The following is a 21,479-nucleotide window of genomic DNA, read 5'->3' as shown; positions in this document are numbered from 1 at the left end:
TGGCGTTGCCACAAACTTACCGAATAGATGAAATACGCATAAGCTAGCATTAAAACATTCGTTCGCAGCACCCGGACCCGCGCCTACACTGCGCGGCACGGAAGGCGGCCCCGGACATAATCCGGTGCGGCTGTTTCGCTGACAGGAGCCATCATGAATGACCGCATCAATCCATTACCATCGCATCCGCCGGCGCTGTTCAAGCTGATCGGCAATACCCCGCTGGTCGAAGTGACCAGGCTCGATACGGGCCCATGCCAGCTGTTTTTGAAACTCGAATCGCAAAACCCGGGCGGCTCCATCAAGGACCGCATCGGCCTGTCCATCATCGAGGCGGCCGAGGCCGACGGCCGCCTGCAGCCCGGTGGCGCCATCATCGAGGCGACGGCGGGCAATACCGGCATCGGCCTGGCGCTGGTCGGGCGCATCAAGGGCTACCGGGTGATCCTGGTGGTGCCCGATAAAATGTCGACCGAAAAAGTGCTGCACCTCAAAGCCCTGGGCGCCGAAGTGCACACCACCCGCTCGGACGTCGGCAAGGGCCACCCCGAGTATTACCAGGATTATGCGGCGCGCCTGGCGCGCGAACTGCCGGGCGCCTTCTTTGCCGACCAGTTCAACAATCCCGCCAATCCGCTGGCGCATGAAACCACCACCGGCCCGGAAATCTGGGAGCAAAGCGGCCATGAGCTCGATACGATCGTGGTCGGCGTCGGTTCGTCCGGCACCCTGACGGGCCTCACCCGCTACTTCCGCCAGGCGCAGCCCAGGCTTGAATTCGTGCTGGCCGACCCGCAGGGCTCGATCCTCACCGAATACATCGAGTCGGGCAAGGTCAGCGACACGAGCGGTTCATGGGCGGTGGAAGGCATCGGCGAAGACTTCATTCCATCGATTGCCGACATGGACAGCGTGAAAAAAGCCTATACGATTACCGACCAGGAAAGTTTCGACAGCGCACGCGCCCTGCTGCTGGCCGAGGGCATCCTCGGCGGCTCGTCGACCGGCACCCTGCTGGCCGCCGCCCTCAAGTACTGCCGCGAACAGACCACGCCGAAACGGGTCGTCACGTTTGTATGCGACACCGGCACGCGCTATCTGTCCAAGGTCTATAACGACGGCTGGATGCGCGACCAGGGTTTGTTGCAGCGGGCGCTGTCGGGCGACCTGCGCGACCTGATCGGGCGCCGCTACGACGAAGGCGACGTGGTCAGCGTGGCGCCGGGCGACACCTTGCTGACGGCCTTCAACCGCATGCGCGCCAGCGACCTGGCGCAGCTGCCGGTACTGGCCGACGGCAAGCTGGTGGGCATTATCGACGAATCGGACCTGCTGCTGCATGTGTCTGGCGATGCGGCGCACTTTGCCGGCCTGGTGGGCGACACCATGACCACCCAGCTTGAAACCCTGGCGCCGGCCAGCGGCATCGCCGCCCTGCGCGCCACCCTGGACCGGGGCCTGACGGCGGTGGTGGCCGACGACGCCCTGTTCTACGGCCTGATCACGCGCTTCGACCTTCTTAACCACTTACGCAGGACACTATCTTGAACGATAAAACCATCCGCAAAAGCCATCTCGCCACGCGCGTGATCCACGCCGGCCAGTCGCCCGACCCGTCGACGGGCGCCATCATGCCGCCGATTTACGCCACTTCCACTTTCGTGCAGGAAAGCCCCGGCGTGCACCAGGGCCTGGACTACGGCCGTTCGCACAATCCCACGCGCTGGGCGCTGGAACGCTGCGTGGCCGACCTCGAAGGCGGCAGCGCCGCGTTTGCGTTCGCTTCCGGCCTGGCCGCGATCTCGTCCGTGCTGGAACTGCTCGATGCCGGCAGCCATATCGTTGCCGGCGACGACATGTACGGCGGCACCTATCGTTTGTTCGAGCGCGTGCGGCGCCGCTCGGCCGGCCATGACTTCACGTATGTCGATTTGACCAATCCGGAAAACCTGCTGGCCGCATTGCGCCCGGAAACGAAGATGGTGTGGGTGGAAACCCCCACCAACCCGATGCTGAAACTGGCCGACCTGCGCGCAATCGCCGACATCTGCCGCGATCGGGGCATTATCGCGGTGGCCGACAATACCTTCGCCAGCCCGCTGGTGCAGCGCCCCCTGGAACACGGCTTCGATATCGTGGTGCACTCGACCACCAAATACCTGAACGGCCACTCGGACATTATCGGCGGCATCGCCATCGTCGGCGCGGAAGAACGCCAGGCCGAATGGCGCGAGCAGCTGGGCTTTTTGCAAAATTCAGTGGGCGCGATCGCCGGTCCGTTCGACAGTTTCCTGGCCCTGCGCGGCGTGAAAACGCTGGCGATCCGCATGCAGCGCCATTGCCAGAGCGCACTGGCGCTGGCGCAGTGGCTGGAGCAGCAGAAAGAAGTACGTAAAGTGTTTTATCCGGGGCTGGCGTCGCACCCGCAGCACGCGCTGGCGCAGCGCCAGATGGACGGTTTCGGCGGCATCATCTCGATCGATCTGGACACCGACCTGGCTGGCGCGCGCCGCTTCCTGGAAACCTGCGAGGTGTTTGCCCTGGCCGAAAGCCTGGGCGGCGTGGAAAGCCTGATCGAGCACCCTGCCCTGATGACGCATGCCAGCATACCAGCCGAACAGCGGGCCAAGCTGGGCATCGGCGACGGGCTGGTGCGTTTGTCGGTGGGCATCGAAGACCTGGAAGACCTGCGCCACGATTTGCGCACCGCGCTTGACGCGATCTGAGCGGCCCTATTGCCCCGGGTGGTAGCGGCGCTCCAGGTGCCGTTCCACCTGTTCCGGGTAAAACAGCACGTCCTTGAATTGGCCATGCGCATACATCGCCGCCTGGTCCTGGAAATGCGGCGAAGCCGGGTCACCGCTCTGACCACCGGCCAACAGGCTTTTTGCCCTGATCCTGGGGCCGAACTCCACCGCCGCCACGAAGCTGTTGCCGCGTTCGCCATAAATCCGCCGGGTAGTGCTTTTGCTGGCCTGGCCATAGGCGGCCAGCGCGCCCCAGTTACCCGAGGCATACGGTACCGGCAAGCTGGGCTTGGCATCGTCAAATGGCTGCACCACCTCGCCCGTCAGACGCTGGTAGCGGTTGATCTCGCCCCACGGCGTTTGCCATGAACCAAAATCGCGTTCCAGTTTGGCCACCGCGGCCGACAGCGCCGCCAGCCGCTGCGCGTCACTCACTTGCGCGGTGGCCATGAAGTCGACCACCGGCACGCCGACGGCACGCGCATCCTTGCCCACCGTCTCGGCCAGCTCCTGCCCCCAGAACACGGCCAGCGAAGTGGCAGTGGATTCAAGGCTGTAGCGCCAGTCCCAGCCGCGCAGCAAGGTAATCTTTTTGGCCAGCGCGAGCTTGTCGGCGCTGCCCGCCGGCAGCGCGTCATATGCCGAAAACAGCGGCGGCAGCAAGGTCTCGAAGGCCGTCAGCTCACTGTCATAGGACGCGGCGATCAGGCTGTCGAGGGTGAAAGCCGTCTGCTTGCGCAGCACCTTCACTGCATGAAGGCCGCGCGCGTTTTCGCCATACACCGACATATAGGCCGGGTAGTCCTGCTGGCGCGGCCTGTCCGCCCCGGCGGCCGAATACGGCCAGTTATTGGTATTCTGGATCCAGCCGTTTTTCGGATTGAGCAGCGTGATGGTCTCGCCGACCGGGTGCAAGCCGCGCCATTCGGTGGCCGCATCGCTGCCGTCGACCGGCTGCGTCCAGTTGAAGCGCGGGTCGCGCAGCGGGATGAAGTTGCCGTGAAAGTAGGCGATATTGCCATCGGCATCGGCATACACGGTATTGTTCGAGGAATTGGTGCGCAGCTCCATGGTGCGGTAAAAGGACGCGTAATCGCGCGCCTTGGTGCGCGTGTAGGACTGCGTCAGGGCCTTTAACGGTTCATTCATCAGGCGCACCGCCACCCAGCGCCCGTCCTGGGCGCGCACGATCGGGCCGTGGTGGCTGTAATACGCGGTGATGGTGCGGCTGGCCATGGCGCCATCGGCCAATTTGTAGGGCAAGCTGATCGGCACGGCTTTCAAGGGCCGCAGCTCGGCGCCATAGCGGTAGTGCCAGGCGCCCTTGTGTGCGACGATGGTTTCCAGGTATTCGTCGATCACGTCGCCGCCGCCCGAGGTATGCATCCAGCCGATGCGCTCGTTGAAGCCCTGGTAGACAAAGAACTGGCCCCAGGTCACCGCGCCATAGGCGTTCAGGCCTTCGCCACTGGTGACCTGCACTTCGGGACGAAAATAGAACGAGGTGTGCGGATTGATCATCAACAGCGCGTGGCCGTTTTTGGTAATGGCCGGCGCGATGGCAAAGCCGTTCGAGCCGCTCGGCTCCGGCTCCAGGCCGCTGGCCGAGGCCGCCAGCGCCACCTCGGTTGGCTGGCCATAAAAGGCTTCGAGTTGCGCCAGGCTGACCGATTCGATATCGCCGCCGATGCTGCCTTCGCTGAAGCTCAAGGCCATCCACGGCTCGAAATGCGTGATCAGGCGCGGCTTGACTGCGGGATGGGTGGCCAGGTAAAAGTTGAGGCCATCGGCAAATGCGTCCATCAGCCGCTGCAGCCAGGGTGGACTGGCGCGGTACTGCGCCTGCAGCTCGGCCGGATTGATGAACAGCTTCATGCGCAGGTCGCGGTACAGTGCGCGCTCGCCCTCCACTTCCGCCAGGCGCCCCATGGCGTTGATGTAATTGAGTTCGACGCGGGCAAAATCGTCTTCGGCCTGCGCGTACATCAGGCCGAAGACGGCGTCCGCATCGCTCTTGCCCGTCACATGGGGGATGCCCCAGGTGTCGCGCGCGATCGACACATTGGCGGCCTGCGCCTGCCAGCGCGCCATCTCGGTGGCGGCAGCAAGCGGTGCGGCGCAAGCGCCATACAGGACGGCGGCGTACAGCCAGCGGCGGGTGGACATGGTGTCTCCGTGGTTCAGGATGCGTCGATCAGCGCCGCGATGCGCTGGTTCAGTTCCGTGTTTTCCGCCTGCAGCTGCGCCACGCGCTGCTTCAGGCTGGCCAATTCACTGCGCAAGCGTTCCACTTCGCTCGGCGCCTGCGCGGCGTTCTCGGCCCACGGCTCGTTGCCGGTCTCGGGCGTATCTTGCGACACTTGGGGAACCTTGGGTTCGCGCGGCGTGCGCGTGGCGGCGCGCTGTTCGCGGATTTCCTTGGCCGCCTGGCGCAGCAGCTTCTTGCCGCCGGCCACCGCCGCCACCTGCTCGTCCTGCGGCAAGGAAGCCACGGTGGCGGCCGCATTGATGGAAATCGTGCCAGAACGCACCGCTTCGACCAGCTCCGGCGTGGCCGCCTTCTGGATTTTTTCGATCTGGCTGATCTGGTTGCTGGACAGGCGCGCCGCCTTGGCCACGTCTTCGCGTGTGCTCATGGCCGGCTTCGGCGCGGGCTCGCCCTGCGCGGCATCGTCGGCGGCGGCCGGCGCCGGGCTGCGCGCGGCAACGATTTCCTTTTTCCTCAGCGCCAGCACGCCGCGCTGGAAGTCCGACACGCTGCGCCGCGCCAGGTGATTGTCGATCATCCACAGCATCACGTCGTCGAGCGACTCGAAACTGCTGTTCTGGATCGTCCTGAAGTCGATATGGTGCTTGCGGCAGATGGCGTAGCGGTTGTGGCCGTCGATCAGCACATCGTTCCACAGCACCAGCGCGTCGCGGCAGCCTTCGGCCAGCAGACTGCGCTCGAGCGCGGCGTATTCGCTCTCGGTCAGCGGGTCGACATACGACTGCAGCACCTGGTTGATAATGATATTCATGGTTGTCCTCTGTAGTACGGCGCGATGGTGCGCGCCGGCACGCATGCTACACCATCTGCTTTGCCTCACCGGGTAAAATCATGGCCGACATCATCATCCCGGCATTGAGACATGAAAAGAAAGCACGCCGTCGCGGCAATTTTTACGGTTGCCGCCGTCGGCTTCACGTATGTCAGCCCGTATATCGCCATGTACCGCATCAGCATGGCGGCCAGGTCGGTGCGCACGGCCAGCCTGGCCCAATACGCCGACCTGCCGGCCCTGCGCGCCAGCGTGGCCAGGCAGTTGCGCGCGGCCGGCGAGGCGGGCAGCGAGGAGCAACTGCAGCAGCTGCTCGACAGGATCGTCTCGCCGCCCGGCCTGACGGTGCTGATCCTGCACGGCAAGCAGGCAGCCGATGGCCGGCGCCACGATTTCCGCATGTCCTACCGCTCCTGGAACGAAGTGGTGCTGCGCCGCGTGGGCGCCGGCGACGCGGCCAGCGCCTTCGTGTTGCGCCGGCGCGGCATGTGGGACTGGCAACTGGCGGACCTGGCCTTGCCAGCCGACTTGTGACCTTGGCTGGGAGACACGGGAAATTCGCACGCACTGCTATGATCTGATTTTCAACCTTCCATCGGAGGCAGCATGTCGGATCTGGTACAACAAGCATTGGCCCACGCGGGCAAGTCGGCGAGCACGCCGTGGGTAGTGACGCTGGTCAGTGGCGAAAAACTCACGGGGCCGATTTCGACGCTGGCCGAGGGCTGCTACGCCATTGGCCTGGGACAGATCAAGTATTTTTCCAGCGACAAAGTGGCTTGCCTGAATGTGTCGGGCGCCGGCGCATTCCCGATTTAAGCGCGTTCAGGCAGCCAGCGGGACGGTTGCGCCAACCGCGGCGGGCGTGGTTGCCTCGGCCAGTTCCGGCAAGCGCGCCAGCGCCGCCTTGAGCGCTTCGAAGCACTGTGCGTCGATCGCGGTGCCGACTGTCTCGGCCATGATGTCGAGCGCTTTCGGGATCGGGATCGGACCGCGATACGGCCGGTCGGCCGTGATGGCGTCAAAAATATCGGCGGTGGTGATGATGCGCGTTTCAAGCGAAATCTCGTCCGCAAACAGGCCGTTCGGATAACCCTTGCCGTCGAGCCGCTCATGGTGGGCCGCCGCCACGCTGGCCAGTTCGGTAAAGGCGTCGATGCGCGACAGGATTTTCTGCGTATAGCCGGCATGCAATTGCACCGCCAGCCACTCGTCGCTATCGAGCTTGCCGGCCTTGTCGAGCACGCTATTGCTCACGCCCAGCTTGCCCACGTCATGCAACAGCGCGCCGCGCTTGAGCCAGCGCCGCCGTTCCAGCGTCATCCCCATCGCCTCGCCGATCATGTCGGTGTACAGCGCCACCCGTTCGCTGTGACCGCTGGTGTACGGGCTTTTTGAATCGACCACCTGCCCAAAGGCTGCGGCGATATCGTCGAGGTAATCTTCATCGACCGGCACCATGCGCGCGGCCGGCTCCAGCGCAGCCACCGCCGCACCGATCGATTCCGAGCGCAGCATGGACCAGAAGGCGCCAGACTCGGCTATCCGTTCGAAGGCGTCTACAAGTTGCGGATCGAACCAGCTGCCGGCACGGTGGCGCACTTCGGCGCGCGCCGCCCTGGCGCCGTCGGCCGTATGAAACACATCAATCACCTGCGCCATCAGCGCGATGCGCGAAAACAGGGGAATCGCTACACCAGCCACTTTGTCCGGCTTGCCCTGGCCATTGTAGTGCTCGTCGAGGCTGTAGATGCCAGCCGCCACGCTTTCCGGGAAGCGCAGCAGGCGCGCGATATCGGCGCCGCGCTGGCAGCGCGTGGCGACCAGCTCCTGGGCGATGCGTGGACCGTCGCGCAAGATCGTCATGACGGCGCGAAAACGCTCGGCCAGGCCGGCTTTCAGGCCGGTGTGCTTGAGCACGAATTTCAGCACCTGCGGCAGGCTGTCGCCCACCGTCTTGTAATCCTGCTTGAAGGCAAGGTCATCGGTCAGGTACAGCTCGCAGATGCGCGCGGCATTGCTGCTGCAACCCAGGTCTTTCAGCAGCAAGGTGTAATACAGGTCCCACAAGTCATCGTCGTTCATGCCGATCTCGCGCCCCATATGCATGCCGATCCAGCAGCAGCGGATGCAATGGCCTTCCGGCTGGCCTTCGGTAATGTCCAGCGCCTGGCTCAGCGCGGCAATCAGTTCGGACAGCTTGATGCTGCTGGCGGGAAGTGGGGTCATATTGGAGATTAGCATGATGGAAATAAAAATTTCTTTGATGAAATTATTTTATATTCTACGCGATGTGTTGCCACCCTGCATGAGCGGAAAATATTTGGCCGGGAAGCCGACAAGTCAGAGTGAGCGTGCTCTGGCAGGCGACTTGCATGAGTGGAGCATGTGGCACTGCAACAACATGGGCCGCGCCACGCTCAGGTGCGGAAACTGTTGTTTTTTGCTGCCGGCTTGCTCGACTGGGCTTGGGAATACCTCGCCGCAGGGGCTGGCATGGCGTTTTTGGCCGCCGGCGCGAACGCCCCGGCTCCCCACTATGCATCACCGTCCCGGTGACGACAAATACGATTTTATTGGTGGATTCAGAGGAAATTGATATGAATTGGTCGCCGTGGAAACTGGTCCGAATGGCAAAACTTTCCGTGCTAGCATGACTTTCACTGACGGCGAAAGCCGGCCTTTCCCTTCCCGACAATCAGACCGATAGGAGTCGTTTCATGATGACACAGCATGCAGGCATGGTGCGCCGCACCTTGATTGCCCTGGCAATTACCGCCGCTTTCCCGCTGCAGGCCATGGCACAGGAAGCCGCAGCAGCGGCCACCGAGACGCCCGTAGCCACGACCACCTCCAGTGCGGGCCAGTTGGAAACGGTGATCGTCACCGCCCAGCGCCGCGCAGAAAACATCAAGGACGTGCCGATGTCGATCGCCACCCTGAAAGGCGACAAGCTTGACGTGCTGACCGCCGGCGGCGCCGATATCCGCTTCCTGAACAGCCGTTCGCCCAGCGTATCGGTCGAGTCCGACTACGGCCGCACCTTTCCGCGCTTCTATATCCGCGGCCTGGGCAATACCGACTTCGACCTGAACGCCTCGCAGCCGGTTGGCCTGGTGATGGATGACGTGGTGATGGAAAACGCCATGCTGAAAGGCTTTCCCGTCTTCGACGTCGACCAGGTGGAAGTGCTGCGCGGCCCGCAAGGCACCTTGTTCGGCCGCAATTCGCCGGCCGGCGTGATCAAGTTCGATTCGGCCAAGCCCGTCTTCAAGACGGAAGGCTACCTGAGCGGCGGTTTCGGCAAGGATGGCATGAAAAACGTGGAAGGCGCCTTCAACGTGCCCGTCAGCGACACCGTGGCGCTGCGCTTTTCGGGCCAGACCCAGCGTCGCGACGACCGCGTGCACAATCCGCGCCCGACCGGCACGCGCGACTTCGAAGGCTATGAAGACAGTGCCGGCCGCCTGCAGGTATTGGTCAAGCCAACGCGCGACTTCAGCGCCCTGTTCAATGTGCACGCGCGCAACCTCGACGGCACCGCCACCCTGTTCCGCGCGAATATCCTGAAGCAAGGCACCAACGACCTGGTTGACGGTTTTGATTACGACAACTACCCGACCGACGGCATCAACCGCCAGCACCTGAAGACCAAGGGCGGCAGCATGCGCCTGAAATGGGATTTGCCAGGCGTCACCCTGCACTCGATCACCGGCTACGAAAAACTCGATTTCTTCAGCCGCGCCGACGTCGACGGCGGCTACGGCGCAGTCTACGCGCCACCGATGGGCCCGGGATTCATTCCGTTCGTGGTGGAAACGGCCGACGTGATCCCGAATCACAAGCAAATTTCCCAGGAGTTCCGCGCCGAATCGAGTGCGAAGGGTCCGCTGCAATGGATAGGCGGCCTGTTCTACTTCAAGGAAGATATCCAGATCGACAGCATCGCATTTGACAGCCTGGCGCCAGGCAACCCGCAAAGCCCGAACTACGCCACCCAAAACCAGAGCTCGAAATCATACGCGGCGTTCGGCTCGCTCAACTACACCGTCTCGGACGCGCTGAAACTGCGCGCCGGCGTGCGCTACACGCGCGACGAAAAAGACTTCTCCGCCAAGCGCGTGGAAGCGACCACGGCCGGCCCGTTCTACCTGAACGACACCTCGCACAATTTCAGCTGGGACCTGAGCGGCACCTATGTGCTGACGCCGTCGACCAACGCCTACGCCCGCGTCGCCACCGGCTACCGCGCGCCATCGATGCAGGGCCGCCTGAACGGCCTGGCCGACCGCCCCTCGTTTGCCGGCGCAGAGAAAGCGCTTTCGGTCGAGGCCGGTATCAAGCAGGACCTGTTCGACAAGCGCGCGCGCCTCAGCCTGGCAGTGTTCCAGTACCGTGTAAAAGACAAGCAGCTGACCGCCGGCAGCGGCGCCGTCAACATGAACCAGCTGATCAACGCCGACAAGGCCATCGGTCGCGGCGTGGAACTGGACTTCCAGGCCAACCTCAGCGATGCCTGGAGCATGACCCTGGGCGGCAGCTACAACCACACCGAGATCCAGGACAAGAGTCTGTTCGTGCAAAGCTGCGGCAACGCCAGCAACAACGCCGCCAGCGGCTGCACCGTCACCGACCCGCGCGGCCCGTTCGCCGGCACCGCCTACATCGACGGCAACCCGCTGCCGCGCGCACCCGAATGGCAGGGCAACTTCACCCTGAAATACAGCATCCCGGTCGCCAACGGCGAGTTCTACGCCTACACCGACTGGGCCTACCGCACCAGCTACAACTTCTTCCTGTACGAAGCCAAGGAATACAAGGCCAAGGAACTGCTCGAAGGCGGCCTGCGCATGGGCTACAAATGGGACCGCTACGAACTCTCCGCGTACGGCCGCAACATCACCAACCAGATCCAGTCGCTGGGCGCGATCGATTTTGACAATTTAACGGGCATCATCAACGAGCCACGCACGTATGGGGTGCAGTTCAAGGCGACGTTCTAATTGGTTACCGCTGGCAAAGGCCAGGATCAAAAAATGCCGTTCGGTACAAACCGGGCGGCATCTTTGCTGCAATTGGCTACTTATGGCATAAAGGCTATCCCATGTGCTAGAATCTTGCCGCGCTGCCCGGATGGTGAAACTGGTAGACACTGGAGACTTAAAATCTCCCGCCTGTAAGGGCGTGCCGGTTCGATTCCGGCTCCGGGCACCAGCGCTTATGCTGGCTGCAACGGTGGCGCACACTCACTTCTGCCCCGCTCTCCCCGCCATGCAAAAACAAATCCTGCGGTACCTGCACCTCATGCCCGACAGCGATTTCCCCGCGCTGGAAGGAGTATCCTCATTCAAAGCCATCGTGATCATCGAAGCCGATGTGGCGGAGATGACGATGTGGGAAACTTGCCGTGGACTGATCGCGGCCGGCTGCCTGTACGCATCGACATGGGGCAAGCAGTGCGAGGCCTGGCATGACGCCATCGACGATGCTTATCTGGAAGCGACGAATTACGAAGACGTTGCGCCGGAAAAAGCGCTGGCGACGACCTGGCATGAAGATGAGGAATTGAGCGAGGTGTTCTGGTTCGCCAAGCATCGCGCCGTGCACCCCGCCGAACTGCGCGAAACGCTGATCCTGCATATCGCCGAGGCGCCGCGCCGCGACGAACTCGAAGCGGCCTGGCGCGACGCCTGACCCGCCTTTCTAGCTATTCACTGCCATGGCTGCTGTCGCGCGCCCTGGCCTTGGCTTCTTCCGGCGACCCCAACCCATTAAAGAACAGGTTCAGCAACACCGCCGCGATCGCCGCCAGCAAGATGCCGCTGTGCAGCAGCGGCGACAGGGCCTTGGGCATATGCTGGGCGTACTGCTCGGCCACCAATGGCAGCATGCCGAAGCCGATGGACAGCGCGACGATGAACAGGTTGTTGCGGTTGCTCTTGTAGTCGACGCCGGCCAGGATGCGGATGCCGGTGGCGGCCACCATGCCGAACATTACCAACCCTGCCCCGCCCAGCACGAAGGCCGGCACGGCTTCGGCCGCCTGGGCGATTTTCGGCAGCACGCCCATTATCAGCAGGATGAGGCCGGCAGCCACGCAGACCCAGCGGCTGCGCACGCCCGTGACGCCGACCAGGCCGACGTTTTGCGAGAACGAGGTGTAGGGAAAGGTATTGAAGATGCCGCCGATCAGGGTGCCCAGGCCGTCCACGCGCAGGCCGCGGCTGATGTCGGCCTGGTCGATTCGCTTGCCGGTCATCTCGCCCAGCGCCAGGAACATGCCCAGGGATTCGATCATGACCACGATCATCACCAGGCTCATGGTGAGAATCGCCACCGCGTCAAAGGTCGGCATGCCGAACTGGAACGGCGTGACGATGGCAAACGCCTTGGCGCTGGCCACCTTGGCGAAGTCTGTCTTGCCCAGCGCAAAGGCCAGCGCCGTGCCGGCGACAATGCCGGTCAGCACGGCGATATTGGCAAGAAAACCGCGGCCATACTTCGCTACCAGCAAGATGACCACCAGCACGAACAGCGCGATGCCCATATTGTCCAGCGCGCCATAGGCGGGGTTGGCAATCATCGGCGCCATGCCACCGCCCGCGGTGGCGACGAAGGCAGGATCGGCAATTTTCGCCATCGATGGCGGCCCGCCCATGACCCAGTTCACGCCCACGCGCATCAGCGACACGCCGATCACGGCAATGATGCTGCCCGTCACCACCGGCGGAAACAGACCCAGCATGCGGCCGATAAACGGTGCGATCAACATGGAAACAACGCCGGCGCCGATTACCGCGCCAAAGATGCCGGTGATGCCCAGTTCGGGATTGTTTGCCATCGCCAGCATCGGGCTGACGGCGGCAAAGGTAACACCCATCATCACGGGCAGGCGGATGCCGAAATATTTGCCGAGGCCCAGCGACTGGATCAGGGTGACCAGGCCGCAGCAGAACAGGTCGGCGCTGATCAGGGCGGCCACCTGCTCGGGCGGCAGTTTCAAAGCGCGGCCGACGATCAGGGGCACCGCGATGGCGCCCGCGTACATCACCAGCACGTGCTGCAGGCCAAGGGTGAACAGTTTGGCAGGCGGCAGCATTTCATCGACCGGCGACGGACTGTCGCCGGCAGGCGGTACCATGATGCGGGGGATGGCTGTCAGGTGAGGTTTTGCCACGGTACGCTCCATTTCCAGTTGGCCTGCCGCACCAGGTCGGCAAGCATGAGACGAGAAGAACATCGCTAGCCTCCATGCATGCATCGTGCCAGCCTGCCATGCACGCCACGGTGCAAAATCGTCCATGCCACCATGCCGGCAGCGCCGGCCTGCACTGTTTTCTTGCGCCGCTCACCAAAACGCGGCGGTGCTCGATGGCAAACATCGGACGGTGTTGCCAACTGCGGTGCAGGCGCCAGTGGCCAGTTGCACGCCGCAGTCCAGCCGCCCTGCCAGGTAGCCCCATTGCTGGGCGCACAGCACGAGGGCGCCCAGCAGCGCCAGCGCCGCCAGCACCAGCATTGGCGGCTTCATGACAGCACCTTGCGCGCCACCTGGAACAGGGCGAGCCGGTCCGCCAGTCCGTTCAGGCCGCCATTGATGCGGCGCGTGACCCGCTCCTGGTCGCCCGCGTCGGCCAAGCGGTTCAGTCCGCGCGATTGCCAGAACCAGGCCGCCGAACGGCAGGCGGCGCCCGGCTGCTCAAGCAATTGCGGCGCAGCCAGCAAGTCGATGTCCAGCGCCACGCCGCACGCCGCGTAATTGGCGCGCCCAGTCACCTGCAACAGGCCGCGCCCCTTGTAGCGCACGCCGTCACCGGCGATCACATTGCCAAGGTCGCTGCGTCCTTCATAGACCGCGCCGCTGGCCAGCTCGCGCACATAACGCAATTGCGCCGATTCGTGGCCGACCTGCGCCAGGAACGACGCCTGGCGCGCCGGCGTGTCGATGCCGAATTCCTGCATCGCGTTATTTAACGGCGCCAGGTACAGCGTGGCGCGCTGGCCGGCAAACGGCATGATGGCCAACAATTGCGCGCCCGTCACAGCACACCGCGCACGTATTTGACCACGGCGGCGGCATCAGCCGCCAGCTCGCCGATATCCTTGCCGCGCCGCTTGTCGAACCAGCGCACGCAGGCGCCCAGCACCCACCATGCGGGCAGGCCGGCCGCCACCATAAGCGGCGCGGCGATAAACAAAAATCCCGTGGCCGGGTCGCCGCCATACAGGCCGGCCACGGTTTTCGCGCTGTCGAACAGGCTGGGCCACCACGACAGCACGGCCGCTACCAGCGCCGGGCCGATAAAGGTGGAAATGATAATGCTGGAAAAAAAGCGGATGAATGCCTCCCGGGTCGACTGCGGCCACATGAACATGAAGCCCAGCGACGTGGCGGCGGCGCCTGCCAGCACCGGCACGCCAAACAGTTTGATCAGTGCGCCGCCAGCGGCGGTGGTTTCGATGGCCATGATTGCCTCTCTTGTGGTTGAAATGAAAAAACCCGCCGAGGCGGGTTGTTGTGCTTGTCAAACAGGTGCTACTGTCCGTCGTTCAGATAATCAATCCGGTCGACCTTGAACACGCCGGTAGCCGATTCCGTCCACAGTCCCAGCAGCCCTCCCCAATAGGGGCGCGTCAGCGTGGCGATACCAACCAGTGCGCTGTTGACGTACAGTTCGATGGAGCCAAACCGGCCGCCGGTGGCCTTGATATAGAACGTCTGCTCGGTAGCGGCATAATTGACAGTTCCGGACACCAGTTTGGCGTACACGCCGCCCTGGTTTTCCCAGATGCAGGCATAGCCATTGGCATCGAGGCCCACGATGACTCCGGCCTCGAGCTGTGCCGGTTCATCGACGTTGGCCGTGGTGTAGAGCCCGGACAACACGATGCCTGCGCCGATACGCCAGGTGGCCGACGCCTCGATGCGCAAGGCCTGGTCCAGGCGCGGCGTCGGGATGTCGTCGAACAGGAAAATATCGTTGGGCCGGCTTGGGTAGAACTCGAAATTGCCGATCAGACGTTGCCGGTAGTTGAACCGCCCGACGATGCCGAACACTTTCTCGTGGCGTGTCTTCCTGGTGCGGATGTAGTACAAGCCAACCGCACCGGACGTTGCTTCAAACTCGACAAAGTGCAGGCCCGGCTGTGCGTCGCGAAGCAGGCGCACTTCGTAATCCTGAATGAAGCGGTCGCCAGCGCGATGACTGTCATGAAACGAGAAATTGCCACTGGACGGATGACGGTCCACCGAAATCGATGCCATTTCCGCACCGAGAGCCCAGAGCGGGATTGCCATGTAAATATCCAGGCCGGCCGCCCCGACCACAAACGCCATCCGGATATTTTGAGAGCCGACGGCGTCAGTGACGATGGCGCCGCCCAGGCGCGAATTTTTCGACAGGACGGGAACCGGCGCGGTACCCAGAACCTGTGACGACATCGCGCCCAGGAACTGATGCGCATCGGTGAATCCGCTATCCGGGCAGAGCAGCGGAATCGCCATGTTCTGCCCCATTACGCCGTACAGGAAATTCGATGGATGGCAACCATCCGGCAACAATTCAAGCATCGAGTATTCACCGGTGGCGATCATCGACGTTACCCATGCAAAGTTGTCGACCAGCGGCACGCCAGCTTCGCGGCATACCTGGCGCATCGCCTCCGCATAGGCCTTCAGTTGTAGCGCCTTGCGCCGATCGCCTATGATGGTCGGCAACATCGGGTTGGGCGTGCAAAAGATCGGGCTTTTGCCGTATTTGCGGATAATCTCGACGACCTGGTGCAGGTCCCGCTTGTAGCCATCCGCAGGTTCGAGCAACTGGCAGCTATTGATGCAGTGATTCACATAGACAATTTTCGCCGGGCTCGCTGCCATGCGCGCCTCGAATGTCGCCCCGGAGTGATCATCGCCCGCCAGCATCTGGCGCACCGTCGTGCCTGGCACGGCCATGTTCCTGACATGAATGTTGTTATTGGCAAAGAATCGCCGCAGCACAATTTCCAGGCGGGCCGGTGCCGGCTCCGGTGCTTGCGCGGCGAGATTGGCGGTATCGCTGCCGTACATGGTCGAGTCGCCGAAGCAGTCGATATCGAGCCGCAGGCCTGCATAGGCATCGTTCATGCATGCTGCAATATAGTCAGTTTCCCATGGTTCGGACCAGACAGTTTTGTACCGCTCCACGCCAGCCAGGGCCAGCCCATGACGAGCGCGCTTCGGTACCACGACCGGCATCGACAGATCGGCGCCGGCAGCCGCCACGCGCTCGACGGCGGCGCTATCGTCCGCCATCCCGTTCACCGCGCCGCCATAATCACGCGGTGTCATCAGGTCAGCTGATTTCGTTGCCAGCGTACGAAGTACAGCACCGATGCCTTGCTGTTGCACCCCTACCCCATCAGCTCCGCCAGGCGCTGCGAGTTCAGTCGCGGTCACCCCTTGAATCAAGCGAAATTTGGCTGTTTCAAAGACCCCCGACGTCGTGAAGGGCAGCTCTGCCAGGATGGCGGCATAGGTATTGGCGCCATATTGCACGGTCTGTGTTCCGACAGCGAGGTTAATTCCCGCGCCATAGGGAACCGGCGGCTGATACCCGAGCGCGCCGATTCCGGCCATGGTGTTGAACTTGTCTGCCAGTGCATTCGCTTCCATGCCAAAGCCTGGCAGCGCGGCCATCCAGGCATCGGCTTTTCCAACAAAGACGTCAGGGTCATCGCCACGCGACGGTGCTGGCGGCAAATGGTTAATCATGTCAATCCTTCCAGTTCAAGTGAGCAAATAGAGATCGCCGGGTAGGAAATGTCGATTGAAAAATCCTTGTAAAACCCGTAGATGATGGTGGCGCCGTACATTTCGGCACCGATATAGACGATGGGCGTGGAGCGGTATTGCGCGAGCAGCCGCTTGAACAAGTCGACCTCGCCCGAGGCGATCCACAGCGACCAGGTCGCCTTGTTGCTGAACGCGCGCTGGACCACATCGAAATTGCCAAACACGTCACGCGTCTTGACGCTGTAATCGGCAATGCCGATCTTGGCGCCATACTGCAACTGGCCCATTTTCCGGACCTGGCCGACCACGATGCCACCACAGCGCACGGTGCGGCCGATATTCGACAGCGTGATATTGATGCGCATGTTCGAATAGGCCGGCAGGTCCGTCAGCGCCAGTTCCGTGATGCGCGTGATCGGCTCCGTGAAATAACTGTAGAGATTGTTGATGCCGGACGTCAGCGCGGGATTGATGTTTTTGTCATAAACCACGCCGAGAATCGCGTCGACCGCCTGCACGTGTATGCCGGTGCAGTCGATATTGAGCAAGGCCACGCCGTTGGTAATGCCGGCGGTGGCCAGCGACACGCTGATCGAATCGGGCTGTTCGGCCTGGGTGGTGATCGACGCGTCGAACATGCGCCAGAGGTTGGTCGGCCCCACCTTTGCCCAGTACTCCATGCTGAGGGCCGGGGGGTGACCGATATTGGCAGCCTGCAAGGACTCGTACACCAGATGTACCTCCGGGCCCAGCACCACCACCCTGGCGCCCTGCGCATAAGTGCTGCCTGGCGCATAGGCCGGATAATCGTCCTCCGGCACATTACTGCTGATCAATACTGCGTCCGTGATGGCCAGCGGCCTGATAATCTTCATGCAAGCTCCCGTGTTGGCATTCCATCGGCGTCCCAGCGGTCGGCAAGGCGTGACAATTTCCCCACGCTCTGCACGATCGCCACGTTCTCGGTCTGGCTTTGCACCTTGAACGACGTCAACTCTTCTTTGAGCGCGCGGTTATCCTCGCGCAACCCCTTGATTTCATTTACCAGCGCCTCGTTCCCCAGGCTGGCCTGTGCCGCAAAGTTGCGCGGCTCGAGCGCCGTGGGCGCGCCCTCCCCGGCGCTGATTGCGGTGCCGACGCCGGCCTGGGATGCCGAGGCCGGGCCGCCGGCAGCCGCGCCGGCGATTTGCGTCACCCCCAGCATGCCCAGCGTGGCGATGGCCTGCGCTACCGTGGCCGCGCCGGCGTTGACGCTGTCGTTCAGCTTGACCAGGCCTGCCACTTGCTTGTCGAGCGCCAGTTGCTGCGCTTCTGCCGCAGTGACCTGGCTGCCAACGGAGGCGGCCATGATCGCCATGTCCGCCTGCACCCGCGCATAGTCCCGTGCGTACTGGCCGGCGGTACCGCTGGCCGCCTGGCTGGCCGTCAGGTAGGCGCTGGCGGCGCCGGTCAGGCCGGACTGCGCCGCCGCATCGCCGGCGTTGGCCTTGCCCAGCATCTCGCGATACTGGCGCTGCGCCTCGGCTGCCTTCGCGGTTGGCGACAGCGGGGACAAGGCCCCCAGCGCCAAGCCATTGTGGAAAGTGGTGAGTTCGCCGGCAAACGTCTTCAACTTGTCGATGGTGCCGCTGATCGCCGTCGATTCGGTCTCGTAGGCGCTCGCCAGATCCTGGCGCGCGGCCACCTGGTCGAACAGCGCGCGATTGCCGGCGTCGAGCGCCTCGCGCTCTTTTGCGCGCAGCTGCATGGCACTCAGGGTCAGTTGTTCGAGCTGCGACTGCAAGTCCTTGCGCTCGCTGGCGATCTCGGCCGCCGTTTTGGTCACGGCGGCATAGTCACCGGTGGCCGCCGCCAGGTCGGCCGCATATTCAGCGGCCGTCTTGAACGGCTCGGCCAGCGACAGCAACGACGCATACAACTGCGCCGCGCCATCCTTGCCAAGCGCCACGCCATCGGCCGCGTTCAATACCGCCGCCTTGAAGCCGTCCATCGTGGTCACGCCGGCCAGCCCCAGCTTGCCCATGGCGTCGTTGACCGATTTCGTGATCGGCGCCATGCGTTCGGCTTCGGTCAGGAAGTTGTCGACAAAAAAGCTGGTGCCGCTGGTCAGCGCATCGAGGTCGCCGGCGGCGTCGATCAGGTTTTCGCTGAGCGCCACCGCCCCCAGGCCGGTCACCTGGAAAGACTTGCCCAGCACGGCCAGCACGTCCGACACTTGCATGTAATTGTTGGCGACGCGGGCCAGCGTTTCCAGGTAACCTTCGCCGACCTGCTGGTATTTTTCCAGGCCGCCCACGCCGAACTTGGCCATGTCGTCGCCCAGCTTCGAAAACGCGGCCTCCAGCGCTTTCTGCAGTTCTTCGCCCTTCAAATCCTTCAGGCTGATTTTCCCCAGATTGACGACAAAGGTATTCAGTTTGGCGGCGAAAGCGTCGCCGCCCAGTCCCAGCGTATCGGAGGCCGCGACGATGGTGGCGCGCAGGCCGAGAATGATCTTGGTGAACTGATCGCCGGTTTCACTGCCCAGGCCAGACAGCGCAGTGCGGTATTTGTCACTGGAGAACCAGCCGCCGGACTTCTTGCTGTCGACGTAGGCATTGACCTCGATGCCCGACTTGTCCAGGTCGCCCAAGGCCGTCTGGCTGGTCACGATCCCCGTATCGATCACCGAGGTCTTGCCGCCGAAAATGCTGTTGCCGATATTGCCCAGCATGCCGCCGCTGGCGCTACCCTTGGTCGCCAAAGTGGCGGTCAGCGTATCGGAACGCACCAGCAAGCTGCCCAGCCCGCCGATACCGGACACGATCTGCTTGAGCGACACCACCATGGACGACGAGTACACCAGGCCAAGCCCGGAATTTTTTTCCATGATGGTCAAGCTGTTGGCGATCGATTCCGACTTGGCCGATGAGTCGCCCAGCACCGTGCCGGTGCCGTTGGCGGCCTGGCGATCCTTGGCGGTGGTATCGGCGCCACCGCCGCCGGACACAGCGACACCGATTGCCATCAGCATGCCGGCTACCATCGCATACGCGCCGATACTGGCGGGAAATGGCGTCGCCAGCGCCGACGCCAGCGCAGTCGTTCCGTAAGCGCTGGACTTGGCCGCTTCGGCAGCCGCCACTGGCGCAACTGCGATTGCGGCACCGGCAACTTCGGCAGTGGTGGCGGCAGCTTTTGCGGTGCTGACCAGCGTAATGTTGGTCAGCTTTTCAAACAATGCCTTGGCATTCATGGCGAATTCGTAGGCGCGAAACCCCTTCTCCACCTTTTCCATTACCTCGTAGCCAGTCGTGTGCTCCTTGAAGAAGCCCTTGGCGGCACCTGCCAATTCTTTGTACTGCTTGACGCCAGCCAGGTGGGCCTTGTCGCGCGCCTTTGTCTGTTCCGGTTCAGATGTAGCTGCCGCCAGATCCTTTGCCAGGTTGAAATCGATATCGTCCTGCGTCTTCCTGAAATTGAGCAAGGCCGTGGTCATCTTGCCGATAGTGGTGCCGACTCCGCCGAAAGCGTGTTCCAGTTTTTTTCCCAGTTCGGTAGCGAAGTCTCCTGCTTCCTTCCATTCCGCCTCGCTGTATTTACGCTTCGGCGCAGCAGGTGCCGCAGTTGCCTTGGCCTTGGCATCTGCGGCTCCCTTGCCGGCGCTATCCAGATTATTCTGGCGCTGCTCATCAGATGCATAGGCGATGTATTTGTCGCCGGCCTTGGTCGCGACACCAGGCCCGGCACCGACTCCATCAGTGGCGCCGGCCCGCATCGCAGCCAGCCGGGTATAGGCATTCCCCAGGTTTGCCACCTTGTAGGCGTCAGCGAGTGCCTTGGTTTCAGCGACGTTGATGGCACCCAGTGCCTTGGCTGCAGCAGCACTGTCCCGTGCCTGGTCCGCCTGTGCCCGCAGCAGCAGCACCGACAATTCGGTTTGTGTATTGACTTCCTTGAGACTGGCGGCAGCGGCGCTACTTGCCTCGTCGAGTGCCTTGAGAGCCTCGACACCCGCCTTCGATGTGTACAAGGTGATTTTTAACTCCGTGATCTCTGGCATGGTTGGCCTCTAAAAAAGGGCCGCACATGGCGGCCGGGTTGGAAAAACAGTCAGTCAGGCGCATGCTGGTGCGACAGGAACAGCGCATCGAGACTGTCGAGCAACTGGTGCTCGAACGGTTCCATGGCGAGCCGGTGGCGTGCCTGCCATGCCAGGATCTCGGTGCTGGCGATGGGGTTGACGGCCATGCCGTTCTGGCGCTTGCGGTTCAGCTGCACGAACCACTCCCACACGTGGGCCAGCTCGAACGGCAGTGGCGGTGCTGCCGCTTCGGGCGGCGCGCGGTACAGGGGATGGCGCCGGGCGGCATCGAGATGCTCGCCCTTGGCGTGACCGTCGGCAGCGCGCGCGCCGCGCTCGAACTGGTGCGCTGCGTAGCGCAGCAGGCTGGCCGTCAGAGTTTCAAAAAATTCGACTCGTTTTCCAGCGCGGTGGTGACTTTTTCCTGCCAGGTCGGGTATTTTTCAAACGCCGCTTCCAGCAAGGCCGCATCGAGCGGTGCTTCTGCGCCGTTGCTGGTGAATCCATACCAGCCGGTGACCACGGCCAGCGCCAGGCGCTTCTGGTTGCCGTCGATCGCCTGCACCAGCAGTTCGGCGCCTTCGTCGGTGGAAGCGTCGATGGCGGTCTTGCGGCGCGCCGATTTCTTGTAGCCTTCGGCGCGTACGGCGTTATTGGCCAAGCGGTATTGCTCGCTGTTCTTGCCGACGATGGTCAGACCGGCTACCGCTTCGCCGTCGGCGTCGAAGATGACGGGCACGTCGAAAGTGACGGGGGCGGCTACCGCATTGAGGTTGCCGATGTCGAAGCCTGCCTGGATTTTTTGTGCGTTGTTCATATGTGCTGCTTTCCGAGTGAAGTAAGGATAAAAAAGGCCG

19 protein-coding genes and 1 tRNA gene are annotated in these 21,479 nt (G+C 62.9%); 8 read left to right on the top strand and 12 right to left on the bottom strand.

Annotation, left to right across the window (positions count from 1 at the left end; translation table 11 throughout):
• The first annotated feature begins 153 nt into the window (after positions 1-153).
• Together AC0Z42_RS00780 and AC0Z42_RS00775 are read left to right on the top strand one after the other, a co-directional pair.
• Entirely contained in the window at positions 154-1,548 is a 1,395-nt protein-coding gene (locus AC0Z42_RS00780; RefSeq protein WP_485466322.1) for a pyridoxal-phosphate dependent enzyme, read from the top strand.
• Positions 1,545-2,726 carry a trans-sulfuration enzyme family protein gene (locus AC0Z42_RS00775; RefSeq protein WP_485466321.1) on the top strand — a complete coding sequence of 394 codons (1,182 nt, stop codon included), beginning with the start codon at positions 1,545-1,547 and terminating at the stop codon, positions 2,724-2,726. Before AC0Z42_RS00780 ends, AC0Z42_RS00775 begins: the two co-directional genes overlap by 4 nt.
• 6 nt (positions 2,727-2,732) lie before the next feature.
• Here AC0Z42_RS00775 and AC0Z42_RS00770 read toward each other — a convergent pair whose 3' ends face one another.
• Together AC0Z42_RS00770 and AC0Z42_RS00765 are read right to left on the bottom strand one after the other, a co-directional pair.
• Entirely contained in the window at positions 2,733-4,913 is a 2,181-nt protein-coding gene (locus tag AC0Z42_RS00770) for a penicillin acylase family protein (RefSeq protein WP_485466320.1), read from the bottom strand.
• Positions 4,914-4,927: 14 nt separating this feature from the next.
• Positions 4,928-5,767, bottom strand: a complete 840-nt coding sequence (locus AC0Z42_RS00765; protein ID WP_485466319.1) for a hypothetical protein — start codon at positions 5,765-5,767, stop codon at positions 4,928-4,930.
• A gap of 111 nt (positions 5,768-5,878) precedes the next feature.
• Here AC0Z42_RS00765 and AC0Z42_RS00760 point away from each other — a divergent pair, with 111 nt between their 5' ends.
• Positions 5,879-6,322 (top strand): DUF2939 domain-containing protein, encoded by a 444-nt coding sequence (locus AC0Z42_RS00760; protein ID WP_485466318.1) that lies wholly within the window; start codon positions 5,879-5,881, stop codon positions 6,320-6,322.
• Positions 6,323-6,394: 72 nt separating this feature from the next.
• Positions 6,395-6,607: a hypothetical protein gene (locus tag AC0Z42_RS00755; protein ID WP_485466317.1), complete on the top strand. Its 213-nt coding sequence runs from the start codon at positions 6,395-6,397 to the stop codon at positions 6,605-6,607.
• Between the two features lie 6 nt (positions 6,608-6,613).
• Here the strand turns inward: AC0Z42_RS00755 and AC0Z42_RS00750 are convergent, their stop codons facing one another.
• A complete protein-coding gene (locus AC0Z42_RS00750; protein WP_485466316.1) occupies positions 6,614-8,017 on the bottom strand; it encodes an HD-GYP domain-containing protein in 1,404 nt (467 codons plus the stop codon).
• Positions 8,018-8,030: 13 nt separating this feature from the next.
• Here AC0Z42_RS00750 and AC0Z42_RS00745 point away from each other — a divergent pair, with 13 nt between their 5' ends.
• From AC0Z42_RS00745 to AC0Z42_RS00730, 4 genes are all read left to right on the top strand, one after another.
• A complete protein-coding gene (locus AC0Z42_RS00745) occupies positions 8,031-8,387 on the top strand; it encodes a hypothetical protein (RefSeq protein ID WP_485466315.1) in 357 nt (118 codons plus the stop codon).
• Positions 8,388-8,511: 124 nt separating this feature from the next.
• A complete protein-coding gene (locus AC0Z42_RS00740) occupies positions 8,512-10,791 on the top strand; it encodes a TonB-dependent receptor (RefSeq protein ID WP_485466765.1) in 2,280 nt (759 codons plus the stop codon).
• Positions 10,792-10,915: 124 nt separating this feature from the next.
• Positions 10,916-11,002 (top strand) — tRNA-Leu (locus tag AC0Z42_RS00735).
• A 6-nt stretch (positions 11,003-11,008) separates the two neighbouring features.
• Positions 11,009-11,482: a DUF7684 family protein gene (locus AC0Z42_RS00730; protein WP_485466314.1), complete on the top strand. Its 474-nt coding sequence runs from the start codon at positions 11,009-11,011 to the stop codon at positions 11,480-11,482.
• A 13-nt stretch (positions 11,483-11,495) separates the two neighbouring features.
• On the opposite strand, the gene AC0Z42_RS00725 is transcribed toward AC0Z42_RS00730, so the two are convergent.
• The 9 genes from AC0Z42_RS00725 to AC0Z42_RS00685 all read right to left on the bottom strand — a co-directional run bounded on the left by AC0Z42_RS00725 (position 11,496) and on the right by AC0Z42_RS00685 (position 21,439).
• On the bottom strand, positions 11,496-12,929 hold the full coding sequence (locus AC0Z42_RS00725; protein WP_485466764.1) for a nucleobase:cation symporter-2 family protein: 1,434 nt from the start codon (positions 12,927-12,929) through the stop codon (positions 11,496-11,498).
• A gap of 207 nt (positions 12,930-13,136) precedes the next feature.
• The gene (locus AC0Z42_RS00720) at positions 13,137-13,319 is read right to left on the bottom strand and encodes a hypothetical protein (protein ID WP_485466313.1); all 183 of its coding nucleotides are present in this window, start codon (positions 13,317-13,319) and stop codon (positions 13,137-13,139) included.
• On the bottom strand, positions 13,316-13,816 hold the full coding sequence (locus tag AC0Z42_RS00715) for a glycoside hydrolase family 19 protein (RefSeq protein WP_485466312.1): 501 nt from the start codon (positions 13,814-13,816) through the stop codon (positions 13,316-13,318). The genes AC0Z42_RS00720 and AC0Z42_RS00715 overlap by 4 nt, the downstream gene beginning before the upstream one ends.
• 11 nt (positions 13,817-13,827) lie before the next feature.
• On the bottom strand, positions 13,828-14,256 hold the full coding sequence (locus tag AC0Z42_RS00710; RefSeq protein ID WP_485466311.1) for a hypothetical protein: 429 nt from the start codon (positions 14,254-14,256) through the stop codon (positions 13,828-13,830).
• 68 nt (positions 14,257-14,324) lie between these two features.
• Positions 14,325-16,538, bottom strand: a complete 2,214-nt coding sequence (locus AC0Z42_RS00705) for an SGNH/GDSL hydrolase family protein (protein WP_485466310.1) — start codon at positions 16,536-16,538, stop codon at positions 14,325-14,327.
• Complete coding sequence (locus AC0Z42_RS00700) at positions 16,535-17,434, bottom strand: carbohydrate-binding protein (RefSeq protein WP_485466309.1); 900 nt, start codon at positions 17,432-17,434, stop codon at positions 16,535-16,537. Before AC0Z42_RS00700 ends, AC0Z42_RS00705 begins: the two co-directional genes overlap by 4 nt.
• A complete protein-coding gene (locus AC0Z42_RS00695) occupies positions 17,431-20,601 on the bottom strand; it encodes a PspA/IM30 family protein (protein ID WP_485466308.1) in 3,171 nt (1,056 codons plus the stop codon). The genes AC0Z42_RS00700 and AC0Z42_RS00695 overlap by 4 nt, the downstream gene beginning before the upstream one ends.
• A 50-nt stretch (positions 20,602-20,651) precedes the next feature.
• On the bottom strand, positions 20,652-20,891 hold the full coding sequence (locus AC0Z42_RS00690; RefSeq protein WP_485466763.1) for a phage tail assembly chaperone: 240 nt from the start codon (positions 20,889-20,891) through the stop codon (positions 20,652-20,654).
• A 104-nt stretch (positions 20,892-20,995) separates the two neighbouring features.
• Positions 20,996-21,439: a hypothetical protein gene (locus AC0Z42_RS00685; RefSeq protein WP_485466307.1), complete on the bottom strand. Its 444-nt coding sequence runs from the start codon at positions 21,437-21,439 to the stop codon at positions 20,996-20,998.
• Positions 21,440-21,479 lie beyond the last annotated feature (40 nt).

The sequence above is a fragment of the Janthinobacterium sp. 1L-D-8-B-C4 genome, assembly GCF_057291295.1.
Note: the sequence above shows the minus strand (reverse complement) of the source record. Positions and strands in the feature narration are given on the sequence as shown.

What these genes read in the sequence shown, in the direction of transcription:
- AC0Z42_RS00780 (WP_485466322.1), top strand. Translation starts at nt 154, where the DNA reads ATGAATGACCGCATCAATCCATTACCATCGCATCCGCCGGCGCTGTTC.
- AC0Z42_RS00695 (WP_485466308.1), bottom strand. Translation starts at nt 20,601, where the DNA reads ATGCCAGAGATCACGGAGTTAAAAATCACCTTGTACACATCGAAGGCG.
- AC0Z42_RS00700 (WP_485466309.1), bottom strand. Translation starts at nt 17,434, where the DNA reads ATGAAGATTATCAGGCCGCTGGCCATCACGGACGCAGTATTGATCAGC.
- AC0Z42_RS00720 (WP_485466313.1), bottom strand. Translation starts at nt 13,319, where the DNA reads ATGAAGCCGCCAATGCTGGTGCTGGCGGCGCTGGCGCTGCTGGGCGCC.
- AC0Z42_RS00755 (WP_485466317.1), top strand. Translation starts at nt 6,395, where the DNA reads ATGTCGGATCTGGTACAACAAGCATTGGCCCACGCGGGCAAGTCGGCG.
- AC0Z42_RS00730 (WP_485466314.1), top strand. Translation starts at nt 11,009, where the DNA reads ATGCTGGCTGCAACGGTGGCGCACACTCACTTCTGCCCCGCTCTCCCC.
- AC0Z42_RS00765 (WP_485466319.1), bottom strand. Translation starts at nt 5,767, where the DNA reads ATGAATATCATTATCAACCAGGTGCTGCAGTCGTATGTCGACCCGCTG.
- AC0Z42_RS00740 (WP_485466765.1), top strand. Translation starts at nt 8,512, where the DNA reads ATGACACAGCATGCAGGCATGGTGCGCCGCACCTTGATTGCCCTGGCA.
- AC0Z42_RS00710 (WP_485466311.1), bottom strand. Translation starts at nt 14,256, where the DNA reads ATGGCCATCGAAACCACCGCCGCTGGCGGCGCACTGATCAAACTGTTT.
- AC0Z42_RS00745 (WP_485466315.1), top strand. Translation starts at nt 8,031, where the DNA reads ATGATGGAAATAAAAATTTCTTTGATGAAATTATTTTATATTCTACGC.
- AC0Z42_RS00760 (WP_485466318.1), top strand. Translation starts at nt 5,879, where the DNA reads ATGAAAAGAAAGCACGCCGTCGCGGCAATTTTTACGGTTGCCGCCGTC.
- AC0Z42_RS00770 (WP_485466320.1), bottom strand. Translation starts at nt 4,913, where the DNA reads ATGTCCACCCGCCGCTGGCTGTACGCCGCCGTCCTGTATGGCGCTTGC.
- AC0Z42_RS00750 (WP_485466316.1), bottom strand. Translation starts at nt 8,017, where the DNA reads ATGACCCCACTTCCCGCCAGCAGCATCAAGCTGTCCGAACTGATTGCC.
- AC0Z42_RS00725 (WP_485466764.1), bottom strand. Translation starts at nt 12,929, where the DNA reads ATGGTACCGCCTGCCGGCGACAGTCCGTCGCCGGTCGATGAAATGCTG.
- AC0Z42_RS00705 (WP_485466310.1), bottom strand. Translation starts at nt 16,538, where the DNA reads ATGATTAACCATTTGCCGCCAGCACCGTCGCGTGGCGATGACCCTGAC.
- AC0Z42_RS00685 (WP_485466307.1), bottom strand. Translation starts at nt 21,439, where the DNA reads ATGAACAACGCACAAAAAATCCAGGCAGGCTTCGACATCGGCAACCTC.